Here is a 25240-nt window from a genome sequence, read left to right as displayed (position 1 = left end):
TGTATTTTTATTTGGTATTGGTTGATGATGGCGGTTTGCTTCCCGCGCTGCGCATATTTGAAACCTTGTTGAGCACATCAAACCAGAATGGTGCGCCCATCATAATAGCAAGGACGGTCATGCCCAGGCCCGCAATCTTCGACAACACGAGCCAGATGGAAAACCTGTTTTCCGCGGTAAGAAATACATGGTTGTTCCAGCCGAGCGGGATGGCATCGTCCAGTATGGCTTTGGTTGATTTGATGGTTACGATCTGCGTAGAAATACTGTCGGTAAGCTGTTTCATTGACAAAGTATCTGTGGCCTTCTGCGCAGCATCGGGACCGGCGCTATTCGATTTCGCCGTATCAGCAGAAGCCCTGGCCGCTTCTGTTTCCGCCTTTCTTTTGTTGTTCCTGTCTATGATGCCCTGCACCTGCGCCTTTACACTGTCGCTGTTGGCCGACGCGTATGCCTGCGTGGCGAGTTCCATCCTCGCTTCAGGGTTTTTGTAGAGGTATTTGGAGATGGAGATGCTGTCTGCGTTGAGCAATACCACCAATACGATCGCGATCCACAGGGTAAACTTACGCGTGTGCCTTGTTTTTAAAGCGCCGCTTACACGCTCCATGTTTGTGTCGTACCAGTTCTCAATTTTTTTATTGAACATTTCAAGCTCACCCGAAATTTTTAGGGAGAGCGATTTATACGTGTCTTTTGTTTCCAGCGCGTAGCCGATGAGTATGCCTTTTACCTCGTCTGGAAGTGCATCGGTTTTTTTCAGCCCGGCGATCACCCCGTCAATATCCGAGGGAATGCTGTTGGGATCGTTGGGATCGTGCAGAACTTTCTCGAGCAGTGCCGCTGTAAAATTTTTGGCATCGATATACGAAGGTGCAACACCTCTTGGCGAGAGTGCGGTAGTTCCGCAGTGGTCCATGATGGCCTGGCCGAGTTTTATTTTCTTGCTGCCAACCGTTACGTCCTTGTCGAAAATGTTGAGCAGCCAATCGCGCAGCATCTTACCGCGCAGTTTTGTGGCGGTCATTACGATCTCGATCATCGAGCTGCTTACGATGCTCAATAGAAAATAAACGAAGATGATCCCCACAACGAGGTCGAGGATAGGAAATCCACTCATATTAGTTTTGGTTGCGCCTACTCTTGCTACCGTTTTCGGCTACGCGGCTGATTCTGTTTACCTGGCCCGTTGCTTTGCAAACGGTCTTCTTTACGGGTAAAAAATCAGGCTCAAAAGATATATATTAAAACGGAAATATTAAACAGCCCCCGGTTACAATTTGATGCGCTACACGCACATAGCTGAAATTGTAAAAAAAATACGGGGAAATTCCCGTATCGGCGCAATGGGAAAACCCCGGATGGTTGTATGGGTTTTTTTTGTGAATATTTGATGCATTATAAATTACCAAAACTAAACTGATCATCATGGCAAACGAATGCAAGATGGAGTTCTACTTCCGTAGGGCCGACATCGAAAAACTTTTGGCCAAAAACCCTGCGGCCAAAGGAATCATTGTTTCACACGAAGTTGTGCAGGAGAAACCAAGGGGTTCGATGCAGACATTGAACCTGGTCAAGATCAGCGCGCGGGTTGATCCGGCACCAAATAAAAAAACGGCCGCGAAAACCGTAAAGAAAACGGCCAGCAAACTCCTGGGCGATCCGGGCGACCCCGGAGAACCGGCACAGGGTTGTCCGTATCCGCCGGGCTGCACGCAGGGTTAATTCATCACTGTTTTATCTGATATCTTTTGAAGATCATTATTACCATTTTAAATTACATAGATATTGCGGCTCCTTTGCTGGCCTTATTCTTCTTTATCAAGCCGTTTAAGAAAATGGTGAAGGAGCTGCATTATGTTTTTTATTTCGTTCTTGTTCAATTTGCAACCAATACCACGGCGCTCATCATGCAAACCGTTTTCGATGTGCCCAACTACGTGGCATATGCGGCCAATGTGATCCTGTCGTTTGCGATCCTCGCTTTGCTTTTTTACAGGATGAACAGCCGCTCACTCAAAAAACTGGTTCCTGTAAGTGCAGTTGTGTTCACAGTGGTAACGGTTTACTCGCTCTGGAGCCTGGATGGCATCGATTCATACAGCAGCATTGTTTCGGCGCTGGCCAGTTTCATCATTACGGCCTGCTGTCTTGTATTTTTTTACTGGCGGCTGGTACACGATACCAAAACACCCGGGCTAACCAACAGCGCTTTGTTCTGGATCATCATCGGTATATTTACTTACTATACCGGTAGTTTTTTTATATTTATCTCTTACAATTACCTGATCCAGAAAAACGCTGATTCGATCGGGATCCTCTGGCGTTTTCACAATGTACTGTTAACCATTTTCTGTATTTATACCATTTACGGGCTCACATGCAAAAATTATCAGAAAACATAAGCATCATACTCGGGGCGTCAAGCATTCTGCTGTTGATCACCCTGTTTATTGTTATGCTGGTAATGGCATACCTGAGGAGAGACCTGAAGCACTTAAAAGAGAAAGAGACCATGGAGGCGGATTTTGAAAAACAGTTGCTGCAGTCGCAGTTGGAAACACAGGAAGAAACGCTCAACCAGCTAAGCATCGAGATCCATGATAATGTTGGGCAATTGCTCAACAGCACCAAACTGCTGATCGGCATCACCCAGCGTTCGCTGGCAGAATCGCCCGATACATTGGCGATGGCCGATGAAACACTGGCAAAAGCGATCCAGGAGCTGCGCTCCTTATCAAAGGCGCTCAACAAAGAATGGCTGCAGCAGTTTGATTTTATAGAGAACCTGGAAGCCGAGATCCACCGCATCAACGCTGCAAGGAATTTACAGATCCACCTGTTCAAGCCGGCATCGTTATCGCTGCAGGCGGGCGCGCAAACGATCCTGTTCCGCATTGTGCAGGAAATACTGCAGAACAGCATCAAACACGCGCAGGCAAAGAACATCGAGATCAAAATGAAGGAAGATGCGCAGCTGCTCACCATCTACATTGCCGACGACGGAACCGGTTTCAACGAACCGGAAGTGACCAAAAGCGTAGGGATCCTGAACGTAAAACACAGAACAAAATTATTGGGCGGCACGGTGGAATGGCAGTCTTCCATCAACAACGGCACCAGTGTAACCATACAACTCCCGGTCAAATCATGAAAATTCCAGTAGGTATAGTAGACGATCACCAGTTGTTCCTGAAATCATTGAGCCTGATGCTGAAAAGCTTCAAGGTATACGATGTTGTGGCAGAAGCCCTGAATGGAAAAGAGCTGCAGGAAAAAATTGCGCAGAGCCCCATCGTTCCTTCCATCCTGCTTATAGATGTGAACATGCCCGTGATGAACGGAATAGAAACCGCTAAATGGATGGCCGCGCACTACCCGCAAACCAAACTGGTGGCGCTGTCTATGAATGATAACGACTCCGTGATCATCGACATGATCAAAGCCGGCTGTTGCGCTTACCTGCTGAAAGAAACACATCCCGATGAGCTCGAAAAAGCGCTGCATGAGATCCATATCAAAGGATTTTACAATGCGGATGCGAGCAATATCAATTTCAGGAGGCTGTTGCAATCTGAAAAAGAATCGGTTCCCATTACAGAGAAAGAAAAACAATTTCTTCAGTACGCCTGTTCAGACCTAACCTACAAGGAGATCGCATCGCTCATGTTCCTCAGCGAGCGAACGATAGACGGCTACCGCGAAACTTTGTTTGGAAAATTAAAGGTGCAAAGCAGGGTAGGGTTGGCAATGGAGGCGATCAGGCGCGGATTGGTTAACCTGTAAGCCGCTGCACACACTACCGGTTAAAATACTTCCACAACAGGTCCGAAACCTTCCTGGTTAAAACCCATGCCTCGTTGGTTTCTTCGTTCCAGCTGGTGTCTTTGTTGTTTTTGCTGCAGATGCAGAATATGTAAGGGTTCTTTTTACTGTTCACAAAAAGCACCTCGTTGCGTGTTGCATCAACGGCGCCGCTTTTGCTGGCAACGAAAACATCAGCCGGGATCTGGGAGATGGCGTTCTCATCCCAATAGTTCCTGCCCAGTATGCGCAGCATCCTTTCACTGGCAGAAGGGCTCACCACTTCTTTATTCACTATTTTTTCCATGAGCAGCGCCATTTCGCGCGGGGTTGTTTGTCCCCAGCCATTCTGCGTGCGAAATGCTTCTCTTCCCGGCGTGCGGCTGTTCACACGTGTTTCGCGCAGCCCGAGGCTGTCCATCAGCTGGTTGATGCGCGTTCCCGTACCTGCAAGCGTTTGTAGCCAGAGGCTCGCCGTATTGTCGCTCATGGTGAGCATCAGCATCATCACCTTACTCAATTCTATTTTCTCGCCGTTCTTGAATGAACCGAGTATGTCTACACCCGCGTACAACAACGAGTCCTTATACGTAAGGGTTTGGTGGTATTGCAGCTCGCCATCTTCGATCTTGCGCATAATGCCCGCCAGTATCGGCACTTTAACCATGCTGGCCGTAGGGTAAACCGTATCGGCATTGATGGCGGCGATGCGGTTCTTTTTCAGGTCATGCACATAAATACCCATGTTTCCATTGAAGCCTTTTAACAACTCGTTGAGCTGCGACTCTAATTTTTTATCCGTTTTTTGCGCGGTTGCAGGAGCAAGGGCAAATACAAGAAGGGAAAAAAAGATTGCTTTTTTCATAACAGGGGCGTTGGGGTACCAGGTACAAGGCTGCGGCTGGTTACGCGGTACCGTTCGTACCTCCCATCCTTGCTTCGTACCTGTTTCTAATTCGTAATAACAACAAAATAGCGTTTTTTTGCAGTATTGTGCAGGATTCGCTGGTAAAAACGGAGTTTAATCGTCTTTTTTAAGCCGGGGGATTTTTATTAAATTTAATGATCCTATGTCCGCGCCCATCATCTATTTAATTTTTCAGCCGGAATGTCCGTGACCCGTTTACATAAGGTTCCCTTTTTTTTGCTGCTGTTTTTTTGCGGCTTTACCGACATCGCAAAGGCGGGAGCGTCTTTTCCACTGGCTAAAAACGGGGTGATCGATCTGCGTAACACGGATCTTTCGAAAGACAAAATTCCACTGGACGGCGATTGGGTGCTTTACTGGAAACGAATCCTCACCCCCCAGGATGCTGCGGCGCCAACGGCCATTGTTCCTTTTCCCAGGTTGTGGACCAAAACGCTGGTAAACGGCAAGCCGCTTCCCAATATGGGTTATGCGTCTTATTCGCTTACCGTGCTGTTGCCCAAACATTCGAATAAGATCGGGTTCGACGTTCCCGACACCTATGCATCGTACAGGCTCTTTGTAAACGGCGAATTGTTGTGCGAAGCGGGAAACCCCGATTCGAATGAAGAAAGGGCCGTTCCGAAATGGCTGCAGCAAACCGTACAGCTCACCAGCTCTTCCGATACGCTGCACCTGGTGCTGCAGGTGGCCAACTTCTGGCACTCCAAGGGCGGGCCCTATAAACAGTTGTTCATAGGCGATTATCCCTTGCTTAAACAGGAGCGCGACAGGGACAATGCCTTCGATTTTGTTTTGATGGGTTGCCTCTTCATGGGTGGCCTGTTTTTCTTTGGGTTGTTCCTGTTTGGCCGCCACGACAGGTCGCTTCTTTATTTCGCGCTGTTCTGCATGACCTACAGCTACCGCATGGTAGGTGCGCGCAGTTATGCCCTTCACTCGATCTTCCCGGATATCCCATGGACCATCACGACGCATCTTGAATATTTGTCGCTGTTTGTAAGCGTTACTTTTTTCAGCCTGTATACACGTTATCTCTATCCAAAGGATTCGAACAAATACGTTACGTATATGCAGGCATGGTCGTGCCTCATCCTTTCGGCCATCGTGGTGATCTTTCCGCCAAGTGTTTTTACGCAGTTGATAAACCCGTTTTTGGTGGTGATGTTTGTTGTTATCGGCTACGCATTCTATGTGTATATAAAAGCGATGCGCAACAGGCGGTTGGGCGCCGGGTATGCACTGCTGAGCACAGGTGTGGTGCTGTTGGTGTTTGTGGTGATCAACCTCCAGTACTTCGGCATCGTATCGCCGCAAAAGGAAATTCTATTCATCGGATACATCAGTTTCTTCTTCCTGCAGTCGCTCATTCTCTCTTTCCGTTTTGCATCCATGCTCAAACAGGCAAAAGAACAGGCAGAGCAGGGGTTGAAAGCGAAGAACGAGTTTTTGTCGACCATGTCGCACGAGATCCGCACGCCGTTGAATTCGATCCTTGGTATGACGCATCTCATCCTGCGCGACAACCCGCGGACAGAACAGAAGGAGCAGTTGAACGTATTGCTTTTTTCTGCGAACAACCTGCTGGCGATCGTGAACGATATCCTGGATTACAATAAAATAGAAGCCGGCAAAGTAAATTTCGAAGTGATCGAAATGGATTTTGCCAATACGGTGAAGAACATTGTATCGGGCATGCGCACATCTGCCGAGGAAAAAAACATTGACCTGCGGCTTCACATCGATCCAAAATTAAAAAACAGGATCCTTGGCGATCCTACACGCATTGGCCAGGTGATCACCAACCTGGTAAGCAACGCGATCAAATTTACCAGGAAAGGACATGTGGCGGTGGAGGTGAAGGTGGAAAGCGAAACCAACAGCCACATCACATTGCTTGTTCGCATAGAAGACACGGGCATCGGCATTGCGGCGGAAAAACAGAAGATGATATTTGAACAGTTTACACAGGCAGATACCTCCACTTCAAGAAACTTCGGCGGAACAGGATTGGGGCTCGCCATTTCAAAAAAACTGCTGGAACTGCAGGGCAGTTCGCTTCAGCTCAGCAGCGAACATGGCAAGGGTTCTGTTTTTTATTTCACACAAACTTTTCCGAAAGTTATCACAACAGAAAAAAAGATGGAGTCACGTGCAGAAAACGCACCAACAGAAGAAAGCAGGCCGCTTACAGGTGTTTCAATTTTACTGGTGGAAGACAACGAGGTGAACATTCTTGTTGCCAGGACCTTTTTAGAAAGATGGGGCGCCACCATCGACGTTGCCTTGAACGGCCAGGAGGCGCTGGACAAAGTTGATGTGAACCGCCACCGGCTCATTCTTATGGACATGCACATGCCGGTAATGGATGGCTATGAGGCCACGCGCCGCCTGCGCGAAAGAGGCGTAACCATACCGATCGTGGCCCTTACCGCTTCGCTGCCCCGCGATGTGGATGAGCGGATAAAAGACACCGGCATCGACGATATCGTTGTAAAACCATTCGTGCCCGATAATTTATTCGCGGTGATATTGCACCACACAAATATTTACAGGAAACCCGGCGAGCAGTGATTATCGGGTACACATCCTAATTTTTTGTTAATGGCGTAGGTTTTTGCTCCGGATGGTATCTCATTAAAGAGACAGCGCCTTCCCCGGCTCCTGATCTTAAAACCAGCCATTATGAAACCTAAACAATCGGGCATACTTGTATGTCTGGTGGTTGCTGCTATGATGTTCCAGTATTGTTCCAAAAGCGATACTGCTGCGGTTGCACCAACCACCCCAACCCTTACACAAACTGTTGTTACCACCGTTGCTTCGCCGTTATTGCCCGGCGTTCCTTTCAATTACAGCAATGCTGTTTTTCCGGCGCACGTCGCATCGGTATTGCCGGCGGTCGACAATACGCCTGCAACCAATCCGATTACCGACAACGGCGCTACGCTCGGGCGCGTACTGTTCTACGATAAAAATCTTTCCAAATCAAATACGGTTAGCTGTGCAAGCTGTCACAACCCGGAGCTCTCTTTTTCCGACTCTGCGGTTAAAAGTGTTGGCTTTGCAGGCGGCAGAACCGACAGGCACTCTATGCCCATATTGAATGTGCGCTTCTACCGTTCGGGAAAAATGTTTTGGGATGAAAGGGCAAACACGCTGGAGGAACAGGTTTTACAACCCATCCAGAACACAACAGAAATGGGAATGACGCTTGCGGAGCTGCAGGAAAAATTACCGGCGCTCAGTTATTACCCGGCATTGTTTGAGAAAGCATTCGGCACAAAGCAGGTAACAGCAGACAGGATCTCCAGGGCATTGTCGCAGTTCGTGAGGTCCATCGTTACCTGTCAATCAAAATACGACCAGGTAAAACAAGGCACCGCCACTTTTACAACAGATGAACGCGATGGAGAAACCCTGTTCCTTACCGCGGGGCCAAATGGAGGCGGCACCTGCGCGGGTTGCCATGCGCCACCGATGTTCCTGACGTCGAACCCCACAGGTCCCTTTGCGCTCAATGATCCGCTTGACCTGGGTATCAACAACCAACGCCGGTTCAAATCAAGCAGCCTGCGCAACATTGCCAATACGGCCCCGTATTTTCACAATGGCAGTATCGCTTCCTTACAGAACATGCTGGCGGGAAACATTCCGGCACACTCCGTGGGCCCGCAAGACAGGCAGAAACTCCTTGCCTTCCTGTTGACATTAACGGATAACGTTACGATAAAGGAGGAGAAATTCTCGAATCCATTTAAATGATACTAACGGGGAACAGAACGACATCACCCAAATAGTAAGCATCGGTTCGATGCTTACTATATACTTTTTGTCATTCGCACCTAAATAACACGATGTAAAAAACAGACACCCGCTTGCGCCACGCAACCCTTTCATCGCTACCATACAGCAGTTGGTAAAACAGCGGCGGCGATCCTTTCTTTTTCCTTTCATCTTTATCGAAAGATGATGTTTATGAAAAAGATATTTCTTGCCCTTTGCCTGCTCATTGCCGGTTTTTTGTCTGCGCAGACAACGGTTCGTGGCAAGGTAACAACCGTGGTTACGAATGAAAAGAACACACCGCTCGAAAATGCAACGGTTGAATTATTGAAGAGCAAAGACTCCTCGCTCGCAAAAACAGCAATCACAGACAGGAACGGTGTGGCAGAATTCGACAACATCCGCGCGGGATCTTATTTTGCAAGAATATCTTTTGTGAACTATGCAACAACGTTTACATCTTTTGTTACCATTACTGCAGACCAACCAAACATCGCTATCCCAACCATCGTGTTGCAACCACGCGCCGCTGAAATGAAAGAAGTGGTTGTTTCAACACGCAAGCCTTTTATACAGCGACTGGCCGACAGGCTGGTGGTGAATGTAGAGAACAGCATTGTAAGCGCCGGAAGTTCGGCGATGGATGTACTGGAACGTTCCCCCGGCGTTTCGGTAGATCAGAACGACGCCATTGGTTTGCGTGGCAAACAGGGCGTTACCATAATGATCGATGGAAAACCCACGCCGTTAACCGGCGCCGACCTTGCCAGTTACCTGCGTGGACTTCCTTCGAATGCAATTGAAAGGATCGATCTCATCACCAATCCGTCAGCCAAATACGAGGCAGCGGGCAATTCAGGCATCATCGATATCAGGATGAAAAAGGACCAGCGCCTGGGTACCAACGGAACGCTTACGGCGGGCTACGGGCAAGGCATTTATCCCAAGGCCAACGCCGGGGGAACCATCAACTACCGCAATAAAAAAGTGAACCTGTTCGGCAACTACAACTATGCCTACCGGATGAACCTGAACCACCTCATCCTCGACAGGAACTTTTATACAAATGGCGTGTACAGCGGTGGTGATCTGAAAGACAACTACGCAAAACGCCCTTCCAACTTCCACGCGTTTCGCGGCGGCGCCGATTTCTTTTTATCGAAGAAAGACATTCTCGGCTTCGTGGTTACGCACAATTACGGCCTGGGCGAATCCAATACCGATAACAATTCTGTTGTACTCAATTCTTCGAAGCAGGCCGCTTCTACCTTCCAGACAAAAGCTTTCGCCAACAGCACGAACAGGAATACGATCGCAAACATCAATTACAAACACAGTTTTAATACAGCAGGAAAAGAATTGACCGCAGACATAGATTATGGTGAATTCAAATCGGGCTCGCTGTCAACAACCGCAACAAAATACTACGCCCTCAACGGAGGTGCGCTGCAACCAGACTACATCCTCAACGGCGATCAATCCGGGAAATTAAAACTCCGGACCGCTAAAATCGATTACGCAAACCCGCTGCCGCAGGGCGCGCGTTTTGAAACGGGATTAAAAACCAGTTATGTTTCTTCAGACAACGACGCGAAATTCTTTGACATGAGCAGCGGTTCCCCGGTTGATGATGTAAACAAAACAAACCGTTTCTTTTACGAAGAGTATAACAACGCAGCGTATTTTAACCTGGCCAAAGAATTCAAACGTTTCAATTTCCAGGTGGGTGTGCGTGCAGAACATACGCGTTTGAAAACACACCAGGTAAAAGGCAATACTTATTTCGATTCGAGCTACCTGAAATTATTTCCAAGCGCTTTCCTGAATTACAAGATCAAAGACGACCAGATCCTCGGCATATCTGTAAGCAGGCGCATCGACCGCCCGGGTTACTCACAACTCAATCCATTTTTATTTTTGATCGATGTTACCACTTACGGAACCGGCAATCCCCGTTTGCTTCCGCAGTTCACCTGGTCGTATGAGCTGAACTATACCGTCAAAAGCATCAATTTCACTTTGGCCTACAGCCATACAACACAAAACCAGAACATTGCCATCGCGCGTTTCAAAGATGTTTTCCCAACCATTCCGCAGGCGGATAATGTTACGGTGCAGATCCCGATCAACCTCAGCACATCTGATTACTACGGGGTATCTGTTTCAGCGCCGGTCCGCGTAAACAAAAGATGGAACATGATCAACAACGCAAACATGTACATCAATAAATTCAATGGCCGGCTCGGAATAACCAACCTCAACCGCGGCAAACCTGCGTTCGACTACCGCGTGAACAACACATTTACATTGGGCAGGGGATGGACAACAGAGCTGAACGGCAACTTCAGCACAGGCGGGCAAAACGGGTTCATGGTATCGAATCCTCAATGGGGCATTGCGCTGGGTGTTCAGAAAACAGTAATGCAGAACCGCGGAACCATCCGTTTCAACATTACGGATATCTTCTGGACCGACCTCCCGAGAGCAACGATCACTTACGATAACTACATTGAAAAATGGCACGCTTACAGGGAATCACGCGTGGCGAATCTTTCGTTCACTTACCGCTTCGGAAAAAATACCGTACAGGCGGCAAGAAAAAGAACAACGGCTTCGGAAGAAGAAAGACAGCGGGCGGGTAACTAACGGAACCAAAAAGAACCAAAGCCTGTATACAAAAAGAGCGATGGTAAACCATCGCTCTTTTTTATTTTCGGTAAGCTAAACCTTTATTCAATGTTCGGTCTTGTGCAGGGTTTCGAGGAGTTTAAGGTGTGGCTGTAATTTTTGCAGGGTGCTCTTCTGTAAAAAACTTTTGAGGTGTTTGTAAAAATGGCTGTGATCGTAATAATTGAATGCCGTTATAGAAAATTGCGCCGGCGCCGCAAGCAGTTGTTCAACCGCTTTGCGTACCCGCAGTATCTGTATCACTTTTTTTGTGCTGATGCCCGTGTGAGTTTCAAAATAACGTTGAAGCGTTCTTGTTGAAATATTATACCGCGCGGCAAGCGCTTCAACAGATTTGCTGAAATCGTTGTTCTGGTCGCATTCCGCCAGTATTTCCGTCACAATTTTTACAGGCAGCAGGGAGCCGGAATATTGCCGTACCAGTTTTGAATAATAATCAGACACGATGGCCACACGTTCTTTGAACGATCCGGCTTCTTTTGTTTTTTTGATGATGGCCGCATCTGCAAGGTAACTGAGCGGGAAGATCGATTCGCGGTACTCGGCAAAATTGATCTTCTTTTCAAAGATCACCGGTGAGGTCTTGAACTTGATGCCGAAAATTTTATTGCCTGTTTTGTGATAACACTCAATGGCCTTGTGCCGCGGTAAAAAACCATCGGTTTTCATCGGGAATTTTTTATCGCCCACCTGCATCACGAATGGCGTTCCCAGGTTGATGAGATAACTGTAGCCCGTATTCGGGAAAAGCACATCGGAAAAACCTTCGGGATATTGTTTCCAGAGATCGTCAAAATCCGTCTCCCAAAAAAAATCGATGAACAATGCCAGTTCCGGCGCCGCTTTCACGCGGTGGTACTTCTGCTCAAAATGGTCGGTATGGATGAATTCTACGTGTTGCACAGTGTTTTAAATGTACTAACGAAATCAACGTTCCTACAGGGAAACATGATAAACGGCGGGAGGATTGTTTGAGCAGGGAACCAGGGGTTTGAAGCGGGAAATTCCAACGCCGGATGATTCAATAAAGACTCAGCCGGCTTGCCCTCCTCCCCAAGGCATGCATTTTGTATTTTCTCTCTCATGATAAAAAAATTCGCTTACTTATTTATTCTTATTGCGTTGGTGGGTGCGGCCTGCAAGAGCAAAACCGGCGGCCGCAGGTTATGGAACAGGGCTTCCCAGGAAGCGGGGCCATTGCCGAGAGACTACTCCGTTACCAAAGAGAACGCATACAACGATCTTTTTCTCGACAGTTCGGCTTTTGAAAAATTTATTGCAGGCGCTGCACCCGGCGATAGTATTGTTGAAAACCTCCGCGACTTTTACAACATCCGCAATTTTGAGTTTGCGTGGTTCGATTCTAAGGGGTTGACAGAGCAGGCGCTTGGTTTCAGGAGCCTTTACAAATATTCAACCGACAGTTCTGATAAAAAGATCGACAGGCAGATGGATGACCTGTTGCTGCACGAAAAAACGATAGAAGCAACCGATCCCACCATCGTAAAAATAGAACTGGAGCTGAGCAAGCGCTTCATGCGCTACATACTGGAGAGTTTCAAAGAGACCGACGTAAACGACCGCGCGTTTGAGACCTTTGTTCCCATTAAGAAAGTATCGGCGCTCGCGCTGGCCGATTCTGTGCTGTCTAAAAAGAACAAAGAGAACGACAACTACGCTTCTTCCAATCCTTCTTACAACAACCTGAAGGCGCAGCTGGCCAAGTTTGTAGACATTCAAAAGAAAGGTGGATGGGATACCGTTTCCTTCTCTTCCAAAACAAAATACCAGGTGGGGAAAGCTTTCCCCGAAATGTTGTCATTCAAAAAACGCCTGGGCGCCACAGGGCAGCTCGCAACTGCCGATACCACCGCTGTTTTTACCCCTGAACTGGAAGCAGCCATCAAGGCCTACCAGGCTAGCGTAGGAATTACGCCGGATGGCAAGATCACGGCGCCGCTTGTAAAGAGCCTCAATGTGCCGGCGATGCAGCGGGTTGAACAGTTGTTGGTTAACATGGAACGCATGCGCTGGCTGCCCGTAAAAAAAGAAGGCAAACTGATCATGGTCAACATCCCTGAATTTACATTACACGTTACCGAAGGCGACAACCATGTGATCCATATGCCGGTGGTGGTTGGTAAAGAAGGGCACACCACTACCATGTTCTCTGACGACCTTGAGCTCGTGGTGTTTAGTCCTTACTGGAACATCCCTTCCAGCATTGTAAAGAACGAGATCCTGCCTGCCATAAGCAGAAATAAAAATTACCTGAGCCAAAACAATATGGAGATTGTGAGTGGTGGCGATGTACCTGAGATCAGGCAATTGCCTGGCCCAAAGAATTCGCTTGGGCTCGTGAAATTTTTGTTTCCGAACAGCTTCAACATTTATTTTCACGATACACCCGCAAAAAGTTTGTTTGAGAAAGACAACCGCGCAGCAAGCCATGGTTGCATCCGCCTCGCAGACCCTGTTAAAATGGCCAACTACCTGTTACAGGATTCTCCTGAATGGACGCCCGAAAAGATCGATGCAGCCATGCATGCCGGCGTAGAAAAAACAGTGAAGCTGAAGCAACCCGTACCGGTGATCATTACTTATTATACCGCCTGGGTTGATGAAAACAAGGCATTGAACTTCCGCGAAGACATTTATGGCAATGATGAAAACATTGCATCCAAAATGTTTACCCGAAATTGATACAAACTCGTTTTAGTACCCGTTCTCCCCCGAACGAAAAATGCCCGCTTTTATGCGGGCATTTCTATTTAAAGGGACAGGAGCAAAAACAATGAATCTTGAACCTCGTCTTCTTGTTTCCTGTGTTATTACTTACGCTTTTTCATTCAGGAATTTTGAATGTGTTGTATAAAATTTATCGGGGCTGTAAAGGAAAAGGCAGCTGCCGTCTTTGATTTTGTTGATCACGTCCTTGTACACATTACCAGGCAACGCCGGGCAACCCTGGCTGCGGCCGATAAAACCTTGTGAAGCGATGATCGACTCGTCAACATAAGACGCGGAATGCATTACAATGCCGCGTGCAAGTGCGTTGTCGTTTATGCCTTTTTCTTCTCCCTGCAAACGCAATGAGGTTCCGTGTTTGCCGTTGTAAGTATCGCCGGTGATGTAGAAACCGAGACTGCTCTGGTAGCTGTTCATTTTGTTGGAGAACCTGGTGGCCACGCTTGTTCCAGAGTTCCTGCCGTGTGCGGCATAGGTGTTGAAAACAAGTTCGCCGGTGGCAAGGTCAATTACAAACAGTCTTTTTTTGCCTGATGGCAATGAAAAATCAAGGATGGAAAGCAGGTTGTCTTTTTTGATCTTGCCCGCATCCAATAAGTTGTTGAAACCCATAAGCGCATACTCAAATGCCTGGCGCGAAAGACCCAAAGCGCCGAGATCGAGGCTATCGTACAACGGCATTTTCTCTTCCACTTTCGATTTAAGGGTGGTGGTCGTGTTCGCAGCAACAGCAGTGGTTGATGTCGATTTTTTGTTTGTGAAAGCCAGACTCATACAAACCAATAACCCAGCAATGATCAAAAGTCTCGAACTCCAATGTTTGTTTTCTGATTTTCTTCTCTTCATAATTCGCTGCTTACTTTTTGATTTAAAAATTAATAATTGTTGTCGGAAGCGCAGTGAAGTAGTGGAGAACAAATGTAGATAGAATACCTCAGACATGGTGTTAACAAGACACTCATTCCTAATGGTTTAACATAATCGCATAAACGATTCGTTAAAATTTTTAACACAAAACCTAACGAAATGTAAAAATGAAATATTTCCAGGTTGCGTAGAAAAAAGAAAACGTTAAGATAAATTCAGGCGCCTGATCCGGCTATCCTGGCATCAAAAATAATCCCGGAGGTTATCGAAAATAGATTGGTGTTTGTATGGATGGCTTTTCGAGACTACTGCGTTCCTATTCTTCGTAAAACATGCCCAGTGATCTGAAATAGGTATCGGACCATCCTGTCGTAATATCCTCATACGCCTCATCGGGAATATTGGAATGGCGAAGTTCTACCGAAGTGCCTTGTTTGTGCGGATGTAATAGTATGGTAACGATCGACGGCTCTTCCTGTCCATCAAAATACCACTGCTGAACGATTTTTTTGTTCTCTGTAAATTCAAGGTTCTTCCCGGTGATGCTGTCATCCCACAAAGAAAATTCAGAACCCGGCTCTGTACTCATTACCGCGGGCTCGCCCGTCCACAGCTGGATGGTATGGGCATTGGTAAGCGCCTGGTATACAATTTCCGGCTCTTCGGTAATGATGTAATATTTTTTGAAGTCTTTCATACCCGCATAATTAACAGGCCACAAGATACAAGGGTTCAGTAAAGTGTGGATATTAAATTGCCCTTTTGCCCTGCTGTTTCTTGTTCCTTGTTTCTTCAAACGTCTTAACTTGCGCTCATGCATGATTATCTGAAGGGATTGAATGAACAGCAGAAAGAAGCCGTTCTACATATAAACGGGCCGCTCATGATCGTAGCGGGCGCCGGCAGCGGAAAAACAAAGGTTCTCACCACGCGCATCGCTCACCTGATGAACCAGGGGGTTGATGCGTTCAATATCCTCGCGCTCACCTTTACCAACAAGGCCGCCGCCGAAATGAAAGAGCGGATCGAGAAAATACTGGGCAACTCCGAGGCGCGTAACCTCTACATCGGCACTTTCCACAGCGTGTTCGCCCGCATTCTCCGAGGCGAGGCGCACCGGATCGGGTACCCGAATAATTTTACCATTTACGATACGGACGATAGCCGCTCTGTGCTCAAGACCGTTATCAATGAAATGAACCTGGACGACAAGCACTACAAACCCAGTGTGGTAGGCAACCGCATCTCATCTGCAAAAAATGCATTGGTGGGTCCTGCGGAGTATGCAACCGATTATTACATCCAGCAGGAAGACATGCGCGCCAACCGGCCGGCCATTGCACAGATCTATGCCGCCTATGCCGCACGCTGCTTCAAGAATGGCGCAATGGATTTTGACGACCTGCTGCTGAAGATGTACGAACTGCTGAAGAATTTCCCGGAAGCATTGCACAAGTACCAGCACAAATTCAAATACATCCTGATTGATGAGTACCAGGATACAAATGCTGTACAGTACCAGATCACCAAATTACTGGCAGCGGCGCACGAAAACATCTGCGTGGTGGGTGATGATGCGCAAAGCATCTACAGCTTCCGCGGCGCAACCATTGAAAACATACTGCAGTTCCAGAAAGACTACGACGATGTAAAAGTGGTGAAGCTCGAGCAGAACTACCGCAGCAGCCAGAGCATACTGAATGTGGCCAATGAAGTGATCAGCAACAACAAAGGCCAGATCCCTAAAAACCTGTGGACAGAAAACAGCGCCGGCGAGAAGATCAGCCTGGTGCGGACAATGACCGATAACGACGAAGGAAAATTTACCGCGGACACCATACAGGAGCAGAAACTGCGCAACCACTACCACAACCGCGATTTTGCGATTCTCTACCGCACCAATGCCCAAAGCCGCGCGTTTGAAGAAAGCCTGCGCAGGATGGGTATAGCCTACCGCATTTATGGCGGCGTAAGCTTCTACCAAAGAAAAGAGATCAAGGATTTTCTCGCTTACATGCGGGTGATCGTTAATACGAACGATGAAGTGTCTTTGCTGCGCATCATCAACTACCCCGCCCGCGGCATCGGTAAAACAACGCTGGAGAAATGCGCCATCTATGCCAATGAACAAAACATACCCCTGTTTGAAGTGGTTTCGCGCGCAGGTGAGTTTGGGTTCAAAGGCGGCACGCTTGAGCAGCTGAGCAATTTTGTAACAATGATCCGTTACTTCCAGAGCCTGCTTACAGACAAAAATGCATACGATGTAGCGGTGCAGGTTGGCAAACACACAAACATCACCAAAGAATTGTTTGCAGACAAAACAACCGAGGGCCTTGCACGCTACGAGAACATACAGGAGTTGCTCAACTCCATTAAAGAGTGGACAGAGAGCCCGCTCAACGAAGAAGATGGCGAAGTGGGTGAAAAGTCGTTGGGCGCCTACCTGCAACAGATCACATTGCTTACAGATGCAGACGACGATAAAGAAAACAGTGATGTTGTAAAACTGATGACCATTCACGCAGCCAAAGGGCTTGAATTCGGTTGTGTGTTTGTTGCCGGTATTGAAGAAATGCTTTTCCCCAATGCCATGAGCATTAATACACGCGAAGAGCTGGAAGAGGAGCGGCGTTTGTTTTATGTGGCCATTACGCGCGCCAAACACCGTCTTTGGTTAACGTATGCCAATACGCGTTACCGCTTTGGCCAGCTCGTGCAGAATGAGCCCAGCCGTTTTATTGAAGAAATGCCGGAGCAATACATTGACAAGAGTTATGCCGGCGGCGGAGCGAGAAACAATTTCAGCTCCGATATGGGCAGCGCCTTCGAACGCATGCAACGCGGATTTGGTTTTGGAAGCCAGGCAGCAGATGCAGAAAAGAAATATGGCCCTCCACCCGCAAAAAAAACAAACAGCAAACCGGAATATTTACCCATCACACCACCTTCCTCCAAAGTAGTGGAACACAAGCCGGGCGCAGACTTCGTGGCAAGCGATACCAGCAATTTACAGGCGGGCCAGGAAGTGGAACACCAGAAATTTGGCTTTGGAACGGTTGCAAAGGTTGAGGGCTCCGCACACAACCCTGTGGCTACCATCGTTTTCAAATTGAATGGAGAAAAAAAGATCATGCTGAACTACGCAAAGCTTCGCATCATTTCATAACCGTTTGTATGAGGATCGTTTTCGTTTTTACATTGCTCCTGCTGGGCCTTGCTACCTATGGCCAGCACCCCACCGGTTTTACAGGAACCTGGAAACCTGTAGCTTTCAAAACGTCCCTGTTCAACTGGTATGCTGATAAGGATTCCATCGTTATGACCGAAGAAGTAAAGCTGGGCATCAAAGACGGCTCCTACGATACCACTGTTGTGAATATGATGCTGGGTATGATGAAGCTAATGGCAAAAACAATGGTTCACACATTTCGTGCAGACGGCCGATACGAAACCGTTTTTTCCGCTATGGGCGACCAGGTAAGTGAGTTGGCAACGTATACGATCGACGCTGAAAAAAAAGAGATCCTTTGCGAAAACAAAAATGCGGATGGTTCCGTTTCCCGCACGAAACAGGTATTCCGTTGGAACGGGCAATTTCTCCAGTTGCAGATGGGAGACGACTGGTTGGAATACATAGAACTGAAGAAAGTGGAACAGGCTGCACACAGAAACGCGGTTCGCTGCCTGGGATTGCTTATATCATCGAGAGCGGAACGGTTTGCCTTTAAAACCCTTTACCTGCCGCGCTCCTGTGTGCCGCCTGTTAATACAATATTTTTATTTCCGAGAACGTGTCTGGAAACCCGGGTGATTTGAAAGTTGATTTCTTTGTTTTGGGCCTGCCTTTTTGATCGTACGTATAAACATGGTCCACCGTTTGCTCAAGAACCCCTGAAGCGCTCCAGGTTTCCTTGATGGGATTGTTTACCGAGAACATGGCTGGAGGCAAGTATGGATAGCTTTCAAAAGCATCACTCACATTCACATGCTGATCGTATTCATTGAAAATAACTTCTTCCGACATTTCCCATGCACTGTTTATGTATTGCTGTATCCCGCACTTTTCAATATTTCCATCGGCCCGGTACGTATAGGTTGTTTTGAACCTTGGTGTCATGGTAGAAGAATAATATTCTGTCTTCTGTAATACCTTGTCACCGTTATAAACAAAATCGTAGGTGTAGCGGTTCTGCCCTTGCTGGTTAAAGCTTTCAATACGCGTAAGCTGGTTGCCGGTGTATGTATACTTCCATTTACCGCCAAAGTTTACTTCCTTCAGCTTTCCATTTTCATAGCTGAATATATAATTGACGAGGATGTTCCCATTGGCATCGCTTGTAATGAGAGACTGGATGCTTCCGTCTGTATTGTAATTAACATTGACAGCGTTCCCCTCTTTGTTAAGCTGTATAGGAAAAGGCTTTTCAACCGACGGGTTTCCGGGATTATTGATCACCGGCTCAACCGTTTTTTTGCAGGATGCTGCAGCGGTGAACAATGCTGTTACCAGTAAAATGTTTTGTACTATTTTTTTCATTCGTTTCACAATTAGGGGGCAAATATCTCTTCGTGAAACCGTGCGTGCAATCGCACAAATATGTATGTGTGATGAAAGGTGATAGCCAGTGCTAAATGGTGAATAGCTGGTGCGGAACTAAAAACAGTGTCAGATAAATCATTCAACAGCGGCTTTGTTACAGGCAACAGCAGCGCACAACCGGTAATCGGCCGCTCACCATTTGATCGTTTGCAGAACAACCCGCCATTTCTTGTTCCTGTTTGCCCAAACGCGCAGGTAGTTTTCTTTTTTGGTTCCGTTTTGAACGGTACCATACACATAAGCGAGATCGCCTGAAGAAGAGATGCCACCCGCATTGGGCGTAAACGCGATGGCTTCGGGAATATGAAGCAAAAAATTAGTGATGAGGTTTGTTCCGATAACAGGGGTCTCGCCCTCTGCATTCAGCCAGCTATCGGCCGATAATTGGGTGAGTAGGATGTTGCCGCTTTTCTCTTTGATCGCCTGGTTGAATTTGTTGTCCATCTCCATGATCTCTGAAAAAGAAATACGAGGGATCACCTGTTTTGCAAGAACGATCTCCTGCACCTGTTGCACGGCCCCTGCTTTTTTCGTGTAATTAACACCGAGGTCAACCATGTTTTTCCAGTCGCCCGCCCCGTTCACTTTCCAGACCGATGAAAAATTGCCACGCCCCGAAACCGTATCGGCCACAGAGGCTTTTACGGTAAACGGCCCGGTGGTAACGCCGAGCTCGCCCGAAGCGCTGATGATGGCAAAGGCAGGTTCCCAGCTCAATACGGCAGGTCCGGCTTTCTGTTTTCCAAAAGCTTCAAATGCATTGATCGCATTTCCCCTGCTGAAGATGAGCCCCGTGCTGTCCAAAAACTGCAGGAAGCCCTCGCGGATGGTGTGGGATTCTGTGAAGGAAGCAAATGCCCTTTCGGCACCGATCAATCCTTTGATTGTTTTCTGCGAATACGCAGAAGCAGCCAGGAGCGTTGTTGCGGACAATAATACTAGGTGCTTTTTCATACGGTTGTTTTATCTGCGCAACAGTTTATTTACTACCGTGTGCGGATAGATGTTGAACATCAATTTCAGCATCGGCTGCCGCTGTTCTAGAGAATGTGTTCAATAGAAACGCCTTCAAGATCTTCTTCCCCCGAAATCAACAGCAGGAGCGTGAAGAACTGGTCCATTACCTGCAAAAATCTCTTTTCCATTTTGGTTGTCTTCTTGTGTGTTGAATGTGTTATGCCATTTTCAACTCATCCGGCCTGGCCATTTCCAACATCGCTTTTTTCGCGGTGGAAACGGTTTTGCTCCAGATAAGTGTATGATCGTTGGTTGATGCTGTGGTTTCTTCTACAAGAATAGTGCTTTCATTCTTTGCTGCAGCCATAACAGCGAGCATCAATGATGTTGTGATGTATTTGCCTTTCATGATTCGTTTTTTTCAGTATGATTTGATACTGCAAAAATGAATCAACCCGCTCTTTCCTGCAACCACATGTTCATGTGAAACCCTTTACCACACTGCGTTTCAAAGGTATCACATGTGTATGCGATGGCGTTTACCTTTCATCGATCCGAATCATCCGTTTATCCTTGTTATCGTTCTTTGCGCCCGTTTTGTTTTCAAATTTGAACCGTTGCCGCAAGCCATCGGCCCATCCCTTTTCACCGACGGTGCGAATTTTCCAGGAACGCCGCAAAAAACTTTTTCGTAATACGCAGTTAACAGTCGCCCCGTTATTCTTAGCGGGGCTTTTGTTTTACGCACACCAAAAGCTGCAATACATCAGACACCTGATTCAACCGAACAGCTGCTTTGTAAAGGGCGGCTCCCACATAAACGGGTGATTCCCCCGGTAATACCCCTTTTTGTTTTTAGATTTGTGCCGCACAAATGAAGAAAACCCTTACCCTTACCGGCTTTCTGCTGTTGGCGGCAAACATTTTGTTTGCGCAGCAGGCTTTTACGTTTAACCGGATCGGTACCGACGATGGCATAGGGCTCGCCTCCAACGTGGTGTACTGTACCTACCAGGATGCGAAAGGCTTTATCTGGGTGGGCACCGCTAACGGGCTCCAGCGATTCGATGGCAGCAAATTTGTACAGCTGAGTTCCGAAAAAAGCGAACGGTCGCTGCTGGTATCTAACCTTACGCAGATCGTTCCGGTCGACAGTGTATCCATCTTCCTCGCTTTCCCATACAGGCAGGAGTTCGGCATCTTCAATACCACCACGTTCAAATACACACGCATTGCCGTTGAACACCCCGAGATAATGGTGAGCAAAAGCGAGTTCAAATTGTGGAAAGACAGCTATGGCGAAGTTTTTCTTAGCGTGTTCTCCTACGGCGTTCTTCACTACAACAAGAAAAAGAACCTGTTTGTAGACGATAATTATTTCAAATTCCCAAAGGGCTGGTCGCCCACCCTGAGTTTTTTTGAAGATACCGTTAAACACCAGTACTGGTTTCCCTGTGCGGGCAATGGACTGGCGGTGTTCGATAAAAAATCGGGACGGCTGTTTACAAAGAATTATAACCCGGAGAACATCCCTCACCTGAACATCAAAAAGATCCAGGCCGCAACAACAGATGTTTTTATAGACCGCAACAGGCGCTATTGGATCTTCAACTGGCCCGGTGGCGTTCATTACAAACGTTGTTTCGATTCTACAGGAAAAGAGCTGAATGATACACTGGGTTTAAATACCAACCCCGATTATTCTGAAATGCGCAATTTCTACGAAACCAAAAAAGGTTTGCTGTGGATGTACGGCGCAAACGCACTGTTCAATTACGACCGGAATGAAAAACGTTTCTTCATGTACGACCATGCGGCAGGTAGCTCCACCGGTATCCAGTTCCGTTCTGTTTACCAGGTGATGGAGGATCACGATGGCAGCATCTGGGTTTGTACCGATAACGGCCTCTACTTTACCTCGCCCGGAAGCGGCACTTACGGTGTAGTAGATATGTTGTTCGATACCGAAAGAGGCGGCCTCGAGTTCACCGACATACTGGAGCTGAAAAACGCAGGCGGCTATTGGGTGAGCAGTTGGGGAAGGGGTATTTATACTTTAGACAGGAACATGGTGCGCAGGCCCAACCATGTGTACGACAACATGCCTGCGATGAGCAAACAAAAATGGATCGAATACCGGCAGGCATGGGCGCTCTACCAGCACAGCGATGGAAAAGTATGGATCGGTTGCCAGGCCGGTAACTACATGATCTATGATACGGCCACCCGGAAAACAAAATACCTGTACGCACCCGAAAGCGGCGGCTGGACCTTCCGTTACATCACCGGGGATAAGAAAGGAAACATATGGCTCGGCACTTTTGGCGGGGGCCTGCTGAAATACGACGGGAAAAAAATGAGCGTGGTTCAGCAACTCGGCTCCAACATCACAAAAATACTGGTGGATAACGAAGGGCTTTTGTGGATCGCGTGTGAGAACAATGGACTGGTTTGCCTGAGCGCGGATGGAACAAAGATCCTTCACCATTACACATCCGGCAGCAAAACCAACAAACTCTTCATCAATACGGGAAAGGACATAGAGCAGCTCGACGACAGTACCATTGTTTTCGGCGCCGGCGCAATGAACTTCATCAACAAAAAAACAGGAAAGGTACATTGGCTCACCTTCGATGAGGGTTTGCCGAGCAACACCATCCAGCGCATCCGTGTAGATGGTTCGGGTTACCTGTGGATGATTACGCTCAATGGGTTGTGCCGTTACAACCCGGTTACCAAACGCGTAACCTCCTACGGAAGAAAAGACGGCATCACCCTGGCGCATCTTACCAACGAGGCAGACTGGTTCAGCAGCGACGGGTTTGTAATGTTCGCGGGCGGAAACGCGCTGATGTTCTTCAAACCCGGTGTGTTTGAAACCAAACAGCCGCCCGATGTAATGATCACCGATTTCAAATTGTTTAACAATTACGTTTCTGTTGACTCATTACTGGCGCTTCCGAAAGTGCAGTTTACCAGTGGGCAGAACTCGTTCAGCATTTATTTCTCGGCGCTCAGTTACCTGCAGCGAGAGAAGCTCACGTATTATTACAAGATGACGGGCATTGACAAAGACTGGATCAAGGGCGACCGGCAGAATTTTATCAATTACTCCCTGTTACCGCCGGGTACGTACACATTCAGCGTGTTCTGCGAAGACATCGACGGCCTTCGGTCGAAGAACATTACGGAGCTGACCATACAAATCAAACCGCCTTTCTGGCGAACGTATACGTTCATGATCCTCTGCATCGTGCTGATCGGTTTGTGCGTGTACGCGATCGATCGTCTCCGCATCAACAAACTGCTCGCGGTTGAAAAATTAAGAACACGCGTTGCGCGCGATCTGCATGATGATATGGGAAGTACGCTGAGCACCATCAATATCCTCAGCTCCATGGCCAAAAGCAAGATCAATGTAGACCCCGTACGCACCACCGAATACCTGGGTAAGATCAGCGACAACAGCCAGCGCATGATGGATGCGATGGACGATATCGTATGGAGCATCAAACCCGCCAACGACAGCATGCAGAAGATCGCTGCGCGCATGCGCGAGTTCGCAACCAGTGTGCTGGAGGCAAAAGAGATTGAAATGGATTTCAGGATCGATGAGGCGGTGTACGATGTAAAACTGAACATGGAGGCCCGCCGCGATTTCTTCCTCGTGTTCAAAGAAGCCATCAACAATGCGGCTAAATATTCCAGGGCAAGCATGGTAACGATACAGCTCGGGCTGCACGCCAAACGCCTCGTGCTCGTGGTTTCGGATGATGGCGAGGGCTTCGATCCCCACGAATCCGACAACGGCAACGGCCTCGGCAACATGCAGAAACGCGCCGACGCCATGAACGCACGCCTGCAGATCCAGTCCACCCCCGGCGGCGGAACGCATGTAACCTTGAATGTGCCGGTGGGGTAGCCGGTAAGGTTGTCACAACCACGTTCCACCCTTACACATATTTATGTTATTGGCTCCTTCTGCAAACGACCTTACATTTGATACGATAAAAAGCCCCCGATGATAAAATTGCTGATTTACGAGGATAACCCGCAGTTACGTGAAGGACTAACAATGCTGATCAATGGTTCCGATGGGTTTGAGGTGCTGGCCGCTTTTAAGAATTGCAACAACGTGATAGAAGAGCTGAATGCATGGAAACCGGATGTGATATTGATGGACATAGATATGCCGGGCATCAATGGCATTGAGGGGTTGAAAAAGATACGCCAGGTAAACGACGAGGTGAAAATATTAATGCTCACCGTTTTCGACGACAATAAAAATGTTTTCCAGGCCATCAGCAATGGGGCGAACGGATACATCCTGAAAAAAACACCCCCTTCACGACTACTCGAATACATCGCTGAAGCGCAAAGCGGCGGCGCGCCCATGACGGCAAGCATTGCCACACAGGTTTTGAAAATGTTTTCTTCGATGAACAACGAAAAAGGCGAAGACTACAATTTATCCGATCGCGAAAAACAGGTGCTTCAATTTCTTGTGGAAGGATACAGCTACAAAATGATCGCCGGAGAAATGTTCATCGCCATAGATACGGTGCGCAGCCACATCAAAAAAATCTATGAAAAACTCCACGTGAACAGCAAGAGCGAAGCCGTGGCAAAAGCGTTTAAGGACAAGCTCGTGTAACCCGCTCCGGGTTGCATGATTTGAATGTAACCCTATGTGGATGGGTGTTTGACGCAGGTCATAAAAATTTACCGTATACAAAAATCAAACACGTGAGGCTTGCTTTGTAGCCAGGGTCCTGTTTTTGTTTATCCGCTACCATTCCTACCCAATATCTTCCTCTTATCCCAACCACATTTTCATGTGATTGGTTCCGCGCCTT

General features: G+C 47.7%; 20 protein-coding genes. 12 read left to right on the top strand and 8 right to left on the bottom strand.

The genetic code is table 11. The features are described 5' to 3' along the window. Positions 1–7: 7 nt before the first annotated feature. On the bottom strand, positions 8–1120 hold the full coding sequence (locus GWC95_RS00555; RefSeq protein WP_161816721.1) for a hypothetical protein: 1113 nt from the start codon (positions 1118–1120) through the stop codon (positions 8–10). 308 nt (positions 1121–1428) lie between these two features. Here GWC95_RS00555 and GWC95_RS00550 point away from each other — a divergent pair, with 308 nt between their 5' ends. The 4 genes from GWC95_RS00550 to GWC95_RS00535 are packed head-to-tail and all read left to right on the top strand — an operon-like array spanning position 1429 to position 3789. Continuing rightward, positions 1429–1728, top strand: a complete 300-nt coding sequence (locus tag GWC95_RS00550) for a hypothetical protein (protein ID WP_161816720.1) — start codon at positions 1429–1431, stop codon at positions 1726–1728. Between the two features lie 26 nt (positions 1729–1754). Continuing rightward, a complete protein-coding gene (locus tag GWC95_RS00545) occupies positions 1755–2408 on the top strand; it encodes a hypothetical protein (RefSeq protein WP_161816719.1) in 654 nt (217 codons plus the stop codon). Beyond that, positions 2384–3157, top strand: coding sequence for a sensor histidine kinase (locus GWC95_RS00540; protein ID WP_161816718.1), 774 nt, complete (start codon positions 2384–2386; stop codon positions 3155–3157). The genes GWC95_RS00545 and GWC95_RS00540 overlap by 25 nt, the downstream gene beginning before the upstream one ends. Continuing rightward, complete coding sequence (locus GWC95_RS00535; protein WP_161816717.1) at positions 3154–3789, top strand: response regulator transcription factor; 636 nt, start codon at positions 3154–3156, stop codon at positions 3787–3789. Before GWC95_RS00540 ends, GWC95_RS00535 begins: the two co-directional genes overlap by 4 nt. A 13-nt stretch (positions 3790–3802) precedes the next feature. Here GWC95_RS00535 and GWC95_RS00530 read toward each other — a convergent pair whose 3' ends face one another. Next, a complete protein-coding gene (locus GWC95_RS00530) occupies positions 3803–4672 on the bottom strand; it encodes a serine hydrolase (protein ID WP_161816716.1) in 870 nt (289 codons plus the stop codon). Between the two features lie 279 nt (positions 4673–4951). Here GWC95_RS00530 and GWC95_RS00525 point away from each other — a divergent pair, with 279 nt between their 5' ends. The 3 genes from GWC95_RS00525 to GWC95_RS00515 all read left to right on the top strand — a co-directional run bounded on the left by GWC95_RS00525 (position 4952) and on the right by GWC95_RS00515 (position 11167). Beyond that, positions 4952–7309 (top strand): ATP-binding protein, encoded by a 2358-nt coding sequence (locus GWC95_RS00525; RefSeq protein WP_202630181.1) that lies wholly within the window; start codon positions 4952–4954, stop codon positions 7307–7309. A gap of 111 nt (positions 7310–7420) precedes the next feature. Beyond that, positions 7421–8500: a cytochrome-c peroxidase gene (locus tag GWC95_RS00520; protein ID WP_161816714.1), complete on the top strand. Its 1080-nt coding sequence runs from the start codon at positions 7421–7423 to the stop codon at positions 8498–8500. Positions 8501–8713: 213 nt separating this feature from the next. Beyond that, positions 8714–11167 carry an outer membrane beta-barrel family protein gene (locus tag GWC95_RS00515; protein ID WP_161816713.1) on the top strand — a complete coding sequence of 818 codons (2454 nt, stop codon included), beginning with the start codon at positions 8714–8716 and terminating at the stop codon, positions 11165–11167. A gap of 87 nt (positions 11168–11254) precedes the next feature. Here GWC95_RS00515 and GWC95_RS00510 read toward each other — a convergent pair whose 3' ends face one another. Beyond that, positions 11255–12112 (bottom strand): helix-turn-helix domain-containing protein, encoded by an 858-nt coding sequence (locus GWC95_RS00510; RefSeq protein WP_161816712.1) that lies wholly within the window; start codon positions 12110–12112, stop codon positions 11255–11257. 180 nt (positions 12113–12292) lie between these two features. On the opposite strand from GWC95_RS00510, the gene GWC95_RS00505 reads away from it, so the two are divergent. Continuing rightward, a complete protein-coding gene (locus tag GWC95_RS00505; RefSeq protein ID WP_202630180.1) occupies positions 12293–13912 on the top strand; it encodes a L,D-transpeptidase family protein in 1620 nt (539 codons plus the stop codon). Between the two features lie 132 nt (positions 13913–14044). On the opposite strand, the gene GWC95_RS00500 is transcribed toward GWC95_RS00505, so the two are convergent. After that, a complete protein-coding gene (locus GWC95_RS00500; RefSeq protein WP_237722014.1) occupies positions 14045–14731 on the bottom strand; it encodes a murein L,D-transpeptidase catalytic domain family protein in 687 nt (228 codons plus the stop codon). A 409-nt stretch (positions 14732–15140) separates the two neighbouring features. Next, a complete protein-coding gene (locus GWC95_RS00495) occupies positions 15141–15521 on the bottom strand; it encodes an SRPBCC domain-containing protein (protein ID WP_161816710.1) in 381 nt (126 codons plus the stop codon). A 117-nt stretch (positions 15522–15638) separates the two neighbouring features. Here GWC95_RS00495 and GWC95_RS00490 point away from each other — a divergent pair, with 117 nt between their 5' ends. Both GWC95_RS00490 and GWC95_RS00485 read left to right on the top strand, forming a co-directional pair. Continuing rightward, complete coding sequence (locus GWC95_RS00490; RefSeq protein ID WP_161816709.1) at positions 15639–17993, top strand: ATP-dependent helicase; 2355 nt, start codon at positions 15639–15641, stop codon at positions 17991–17993. Between the two features lie 8 nt (positions 17994–18001). Further along, positions 18002–18643 (top strand): hypothetical protein, encoded by a 642-nt coding sequence (locus GWC95_RS00485; protein WP_161816708.1) that lies wholly within the window; start codon positions 18002–18004, stop codon positions 18641–18643. Here the strand turns inward: GWC95_RS00485 and GWC95_RS00480 are convergent. The 3 genes from GWC95_RS00480 to GWC95_RS00470 all read right to left on the bottom strand — a co-directional run bounded on the left by GWC95_RS00480 (position 18591) and on the right by GWC95_RS00470 (position 20793). Continuing rightward, positions 18591–19364 (bottom strand): hypothetical protein, encoded by a 774-nt coding sequence (locus GWC95_RS00480; protein WP_161816707.1) that lies wholly within the window; start codon positions 19362–19364, stop codon positions 18591–18593. The two genes, GWC95_RS00485 and GWC95_RS00480, sit on opposite strands and share 53 nt — an antisense overlap. Before the next feature lie 195 nt (positions 19365–19559). Then, on the bottom strand, positions 19560–20381 hold the full coding sequence (locus GWC95_RS00475; protein ID WP_161816706.1) for a nuclear transport factor 2 family protein: 822 nt from the start codon (positions 20379–20381) through the stop codon (positions 19560–19562). Between the two features lie 220 nt (positions 20382–20601). Continuing rightward, the gene (locus GWC95_RS00470) at positions 20602–20793 is read right to left on the bottom strand and encodes a hypothetical protein (protein WP_161816705.1); all 192 of its coding nucleotides are present in this window, start codon (positions 20791–20793) and stop codon (positions 20602–20604) included. A gap of 465 nt (positions 20794–21258) precedes the next feature. Between GWC95_RS00470 and GWC95_RS00465 the strand changes: the two genes are divergently transcribed. Both GWC95_RS00465 and GWC95_RS00460 read left to right on the top strand, forming a co-directional pair. Continuing rightward, positions 21259–24306, top strand: coding sequence for a sensor histidine kinase (locus tag GWC95_RS00465; protein ID WP_161816704.1), 3048 nt, complete (start codon positions 21259–21261; stop codon positions 24304–24306). Positions 24307–24405: 99 nt separating this feature from the next. Beyond that, a complete protein-coding gene (locus GWC95_RS00460) occupies positions 24406–25038 on the top strand; it encodes a response regulator (protein ID WP_161816703.1) in 633 nt (210 codons plus the stop codon). Positions 25039–25240 lie beyond the last annotated feature (202 nt).

This window comes from Sediminibacterium roseum, assembly GCF_009939005.1.
Lineage (GTDB): Bacteria > Bacteroidota > Bacteroidia > Chitinophagales > Chitinophagaceae > Sediminibacterium > Sediminibacterium roseum.
Note: the sequence above shows the minus strand (reverse complement) of the source record. Positions and strands in the feature narration are given on the sequence as shown.

What these genes read in the sequence shown, in the direction of transcription:
- GWC95_RS00465 (WP_161816704.1), top strand. Translation starts at nt 21,259, where the DNA reads ATGAAGAAAACCCTTACCCTTACCGGCTTTCTGCTGTTGGCGGCAAAC.
- GWC95_RS00555 (WP_161816721.1), bottom strand. Translation starts at nt 1,120, where the DNA reads ATGAGTGGATTTCCTATCCTCGACCTCGTTGTGGGGATCATCTTCGTT.
- GWC95_RS00550 (WP_161816720.1), top strand. Translation starts at nt 1,429, where the DNA reads ATGGCAAACGAATGCAAGATGGAGTTCTACTTCCGTAGGGCCGACATC.
- GWC95_RS00515 (WP_161816713.1), top strand. Translation starts at nt 8,714, where the DNA reads ATGAAAAAGATATTTCTTGCCCTTTGCCTGCTCATTGCCGGTTTTTTG.
- GWC95_RS00500 (WP_237722014.1), bottom strand. Translation starts at nt 14,731, where the DNA reads ATGAGTCTGGCTTTCACAAACAAAAAATCGACATCAACCACTGCTGTT.
- GWC95_RS00485 (WP_161816708.1), top strand. Translation starts at nt 18,002, where the DNA reads ATGAGGATCGTTTTCGTTTTTACATTGCTCCTGCTGGGCCTTGCTACC.
- GWC95_RS00535 (WP_161816717.1), top strand. Translation starts at nt 3,154, where the DNA reads ATGAAAATTCCAGTAGGTATAGTAGACGATCACCAGTTGTTCCTGAAA.
- GWC95_RS00520 (WP_161816714.1), top strand. Translation starts at nt 7,421, where the DNA reads ATGAAACCTAAACAATCGGGCATACTTGTATGTCTGGTGGTTGCTGCT.
- GWC95_RS00480 (WP_161816707.1), bottom strand. Translation starts at nt 19,364, where the DNA reads ATGAAAAAAATAGTACAAAACATTTTACTGGTAACAGCATTGTTCACC.
- GWC95_RS00490 (WP_161816709.1), top strand. Translation starts at nt 15,639, where the DNA reads ATGCATGATTATCTGAAGGGATTGAATGAACAGCAGAAAGAAGCCGTT.
- GWC95_RS00530 (WP_161816716.1), bottom strand. Translation starts at nt 4,672, where the DNA reads ATGAAAAAAGCAATCTTTTTTTCCCTTCTTGTATTTGCCCTTGCTCCT.
- GWC95_RS00460 (WP_161816703.1), top strand. Translation starts at nt 24,406, where the DNA reads ATGATAAAATTGCTGATTTACGAGGATAACCCGCAGTTACGTGAAGGA.
- GWC95_RS00495 (WP_161816710.1), bottom strand. Translation starts at nt 15,521, where the DNA reads ATGAAAGACTTCAAAAAATATTACATCATTACCGAAGAGCCGGAAATT.
- GWC95_RS00470 (WP_161816705.1), bottom strand. Translation starts at nt 20,793, where the DNA reads ATGAAAGGCAAATACATCACAACATCATTGATGCTCGCTGTTATGGCT.
- GWC95_RS00505 (WP_202630180.1), top strand. Translation starts at nt 12,293, where the DNA reads ATGATAAAAAAATTCGCTTACTTATTTATTCTTATTGCGTTGGTGGGT.
- GWC95_RS00475 (WP_161816706.1), bottom strand. Translation starts at nt 20,381, where the DNA reads ATGAAAAAGCACCTAGTATTATTGTCCGCAACAACGCTCCTGGCTGCT.
- GWC95_RS00540 (WP_161816718.1), top strand. Translation starts at nt 2,384, where the DNA reads ATGCAAAAATTATCAGAAAACATAAGCATCATACTCGGGGCGTCAAGC.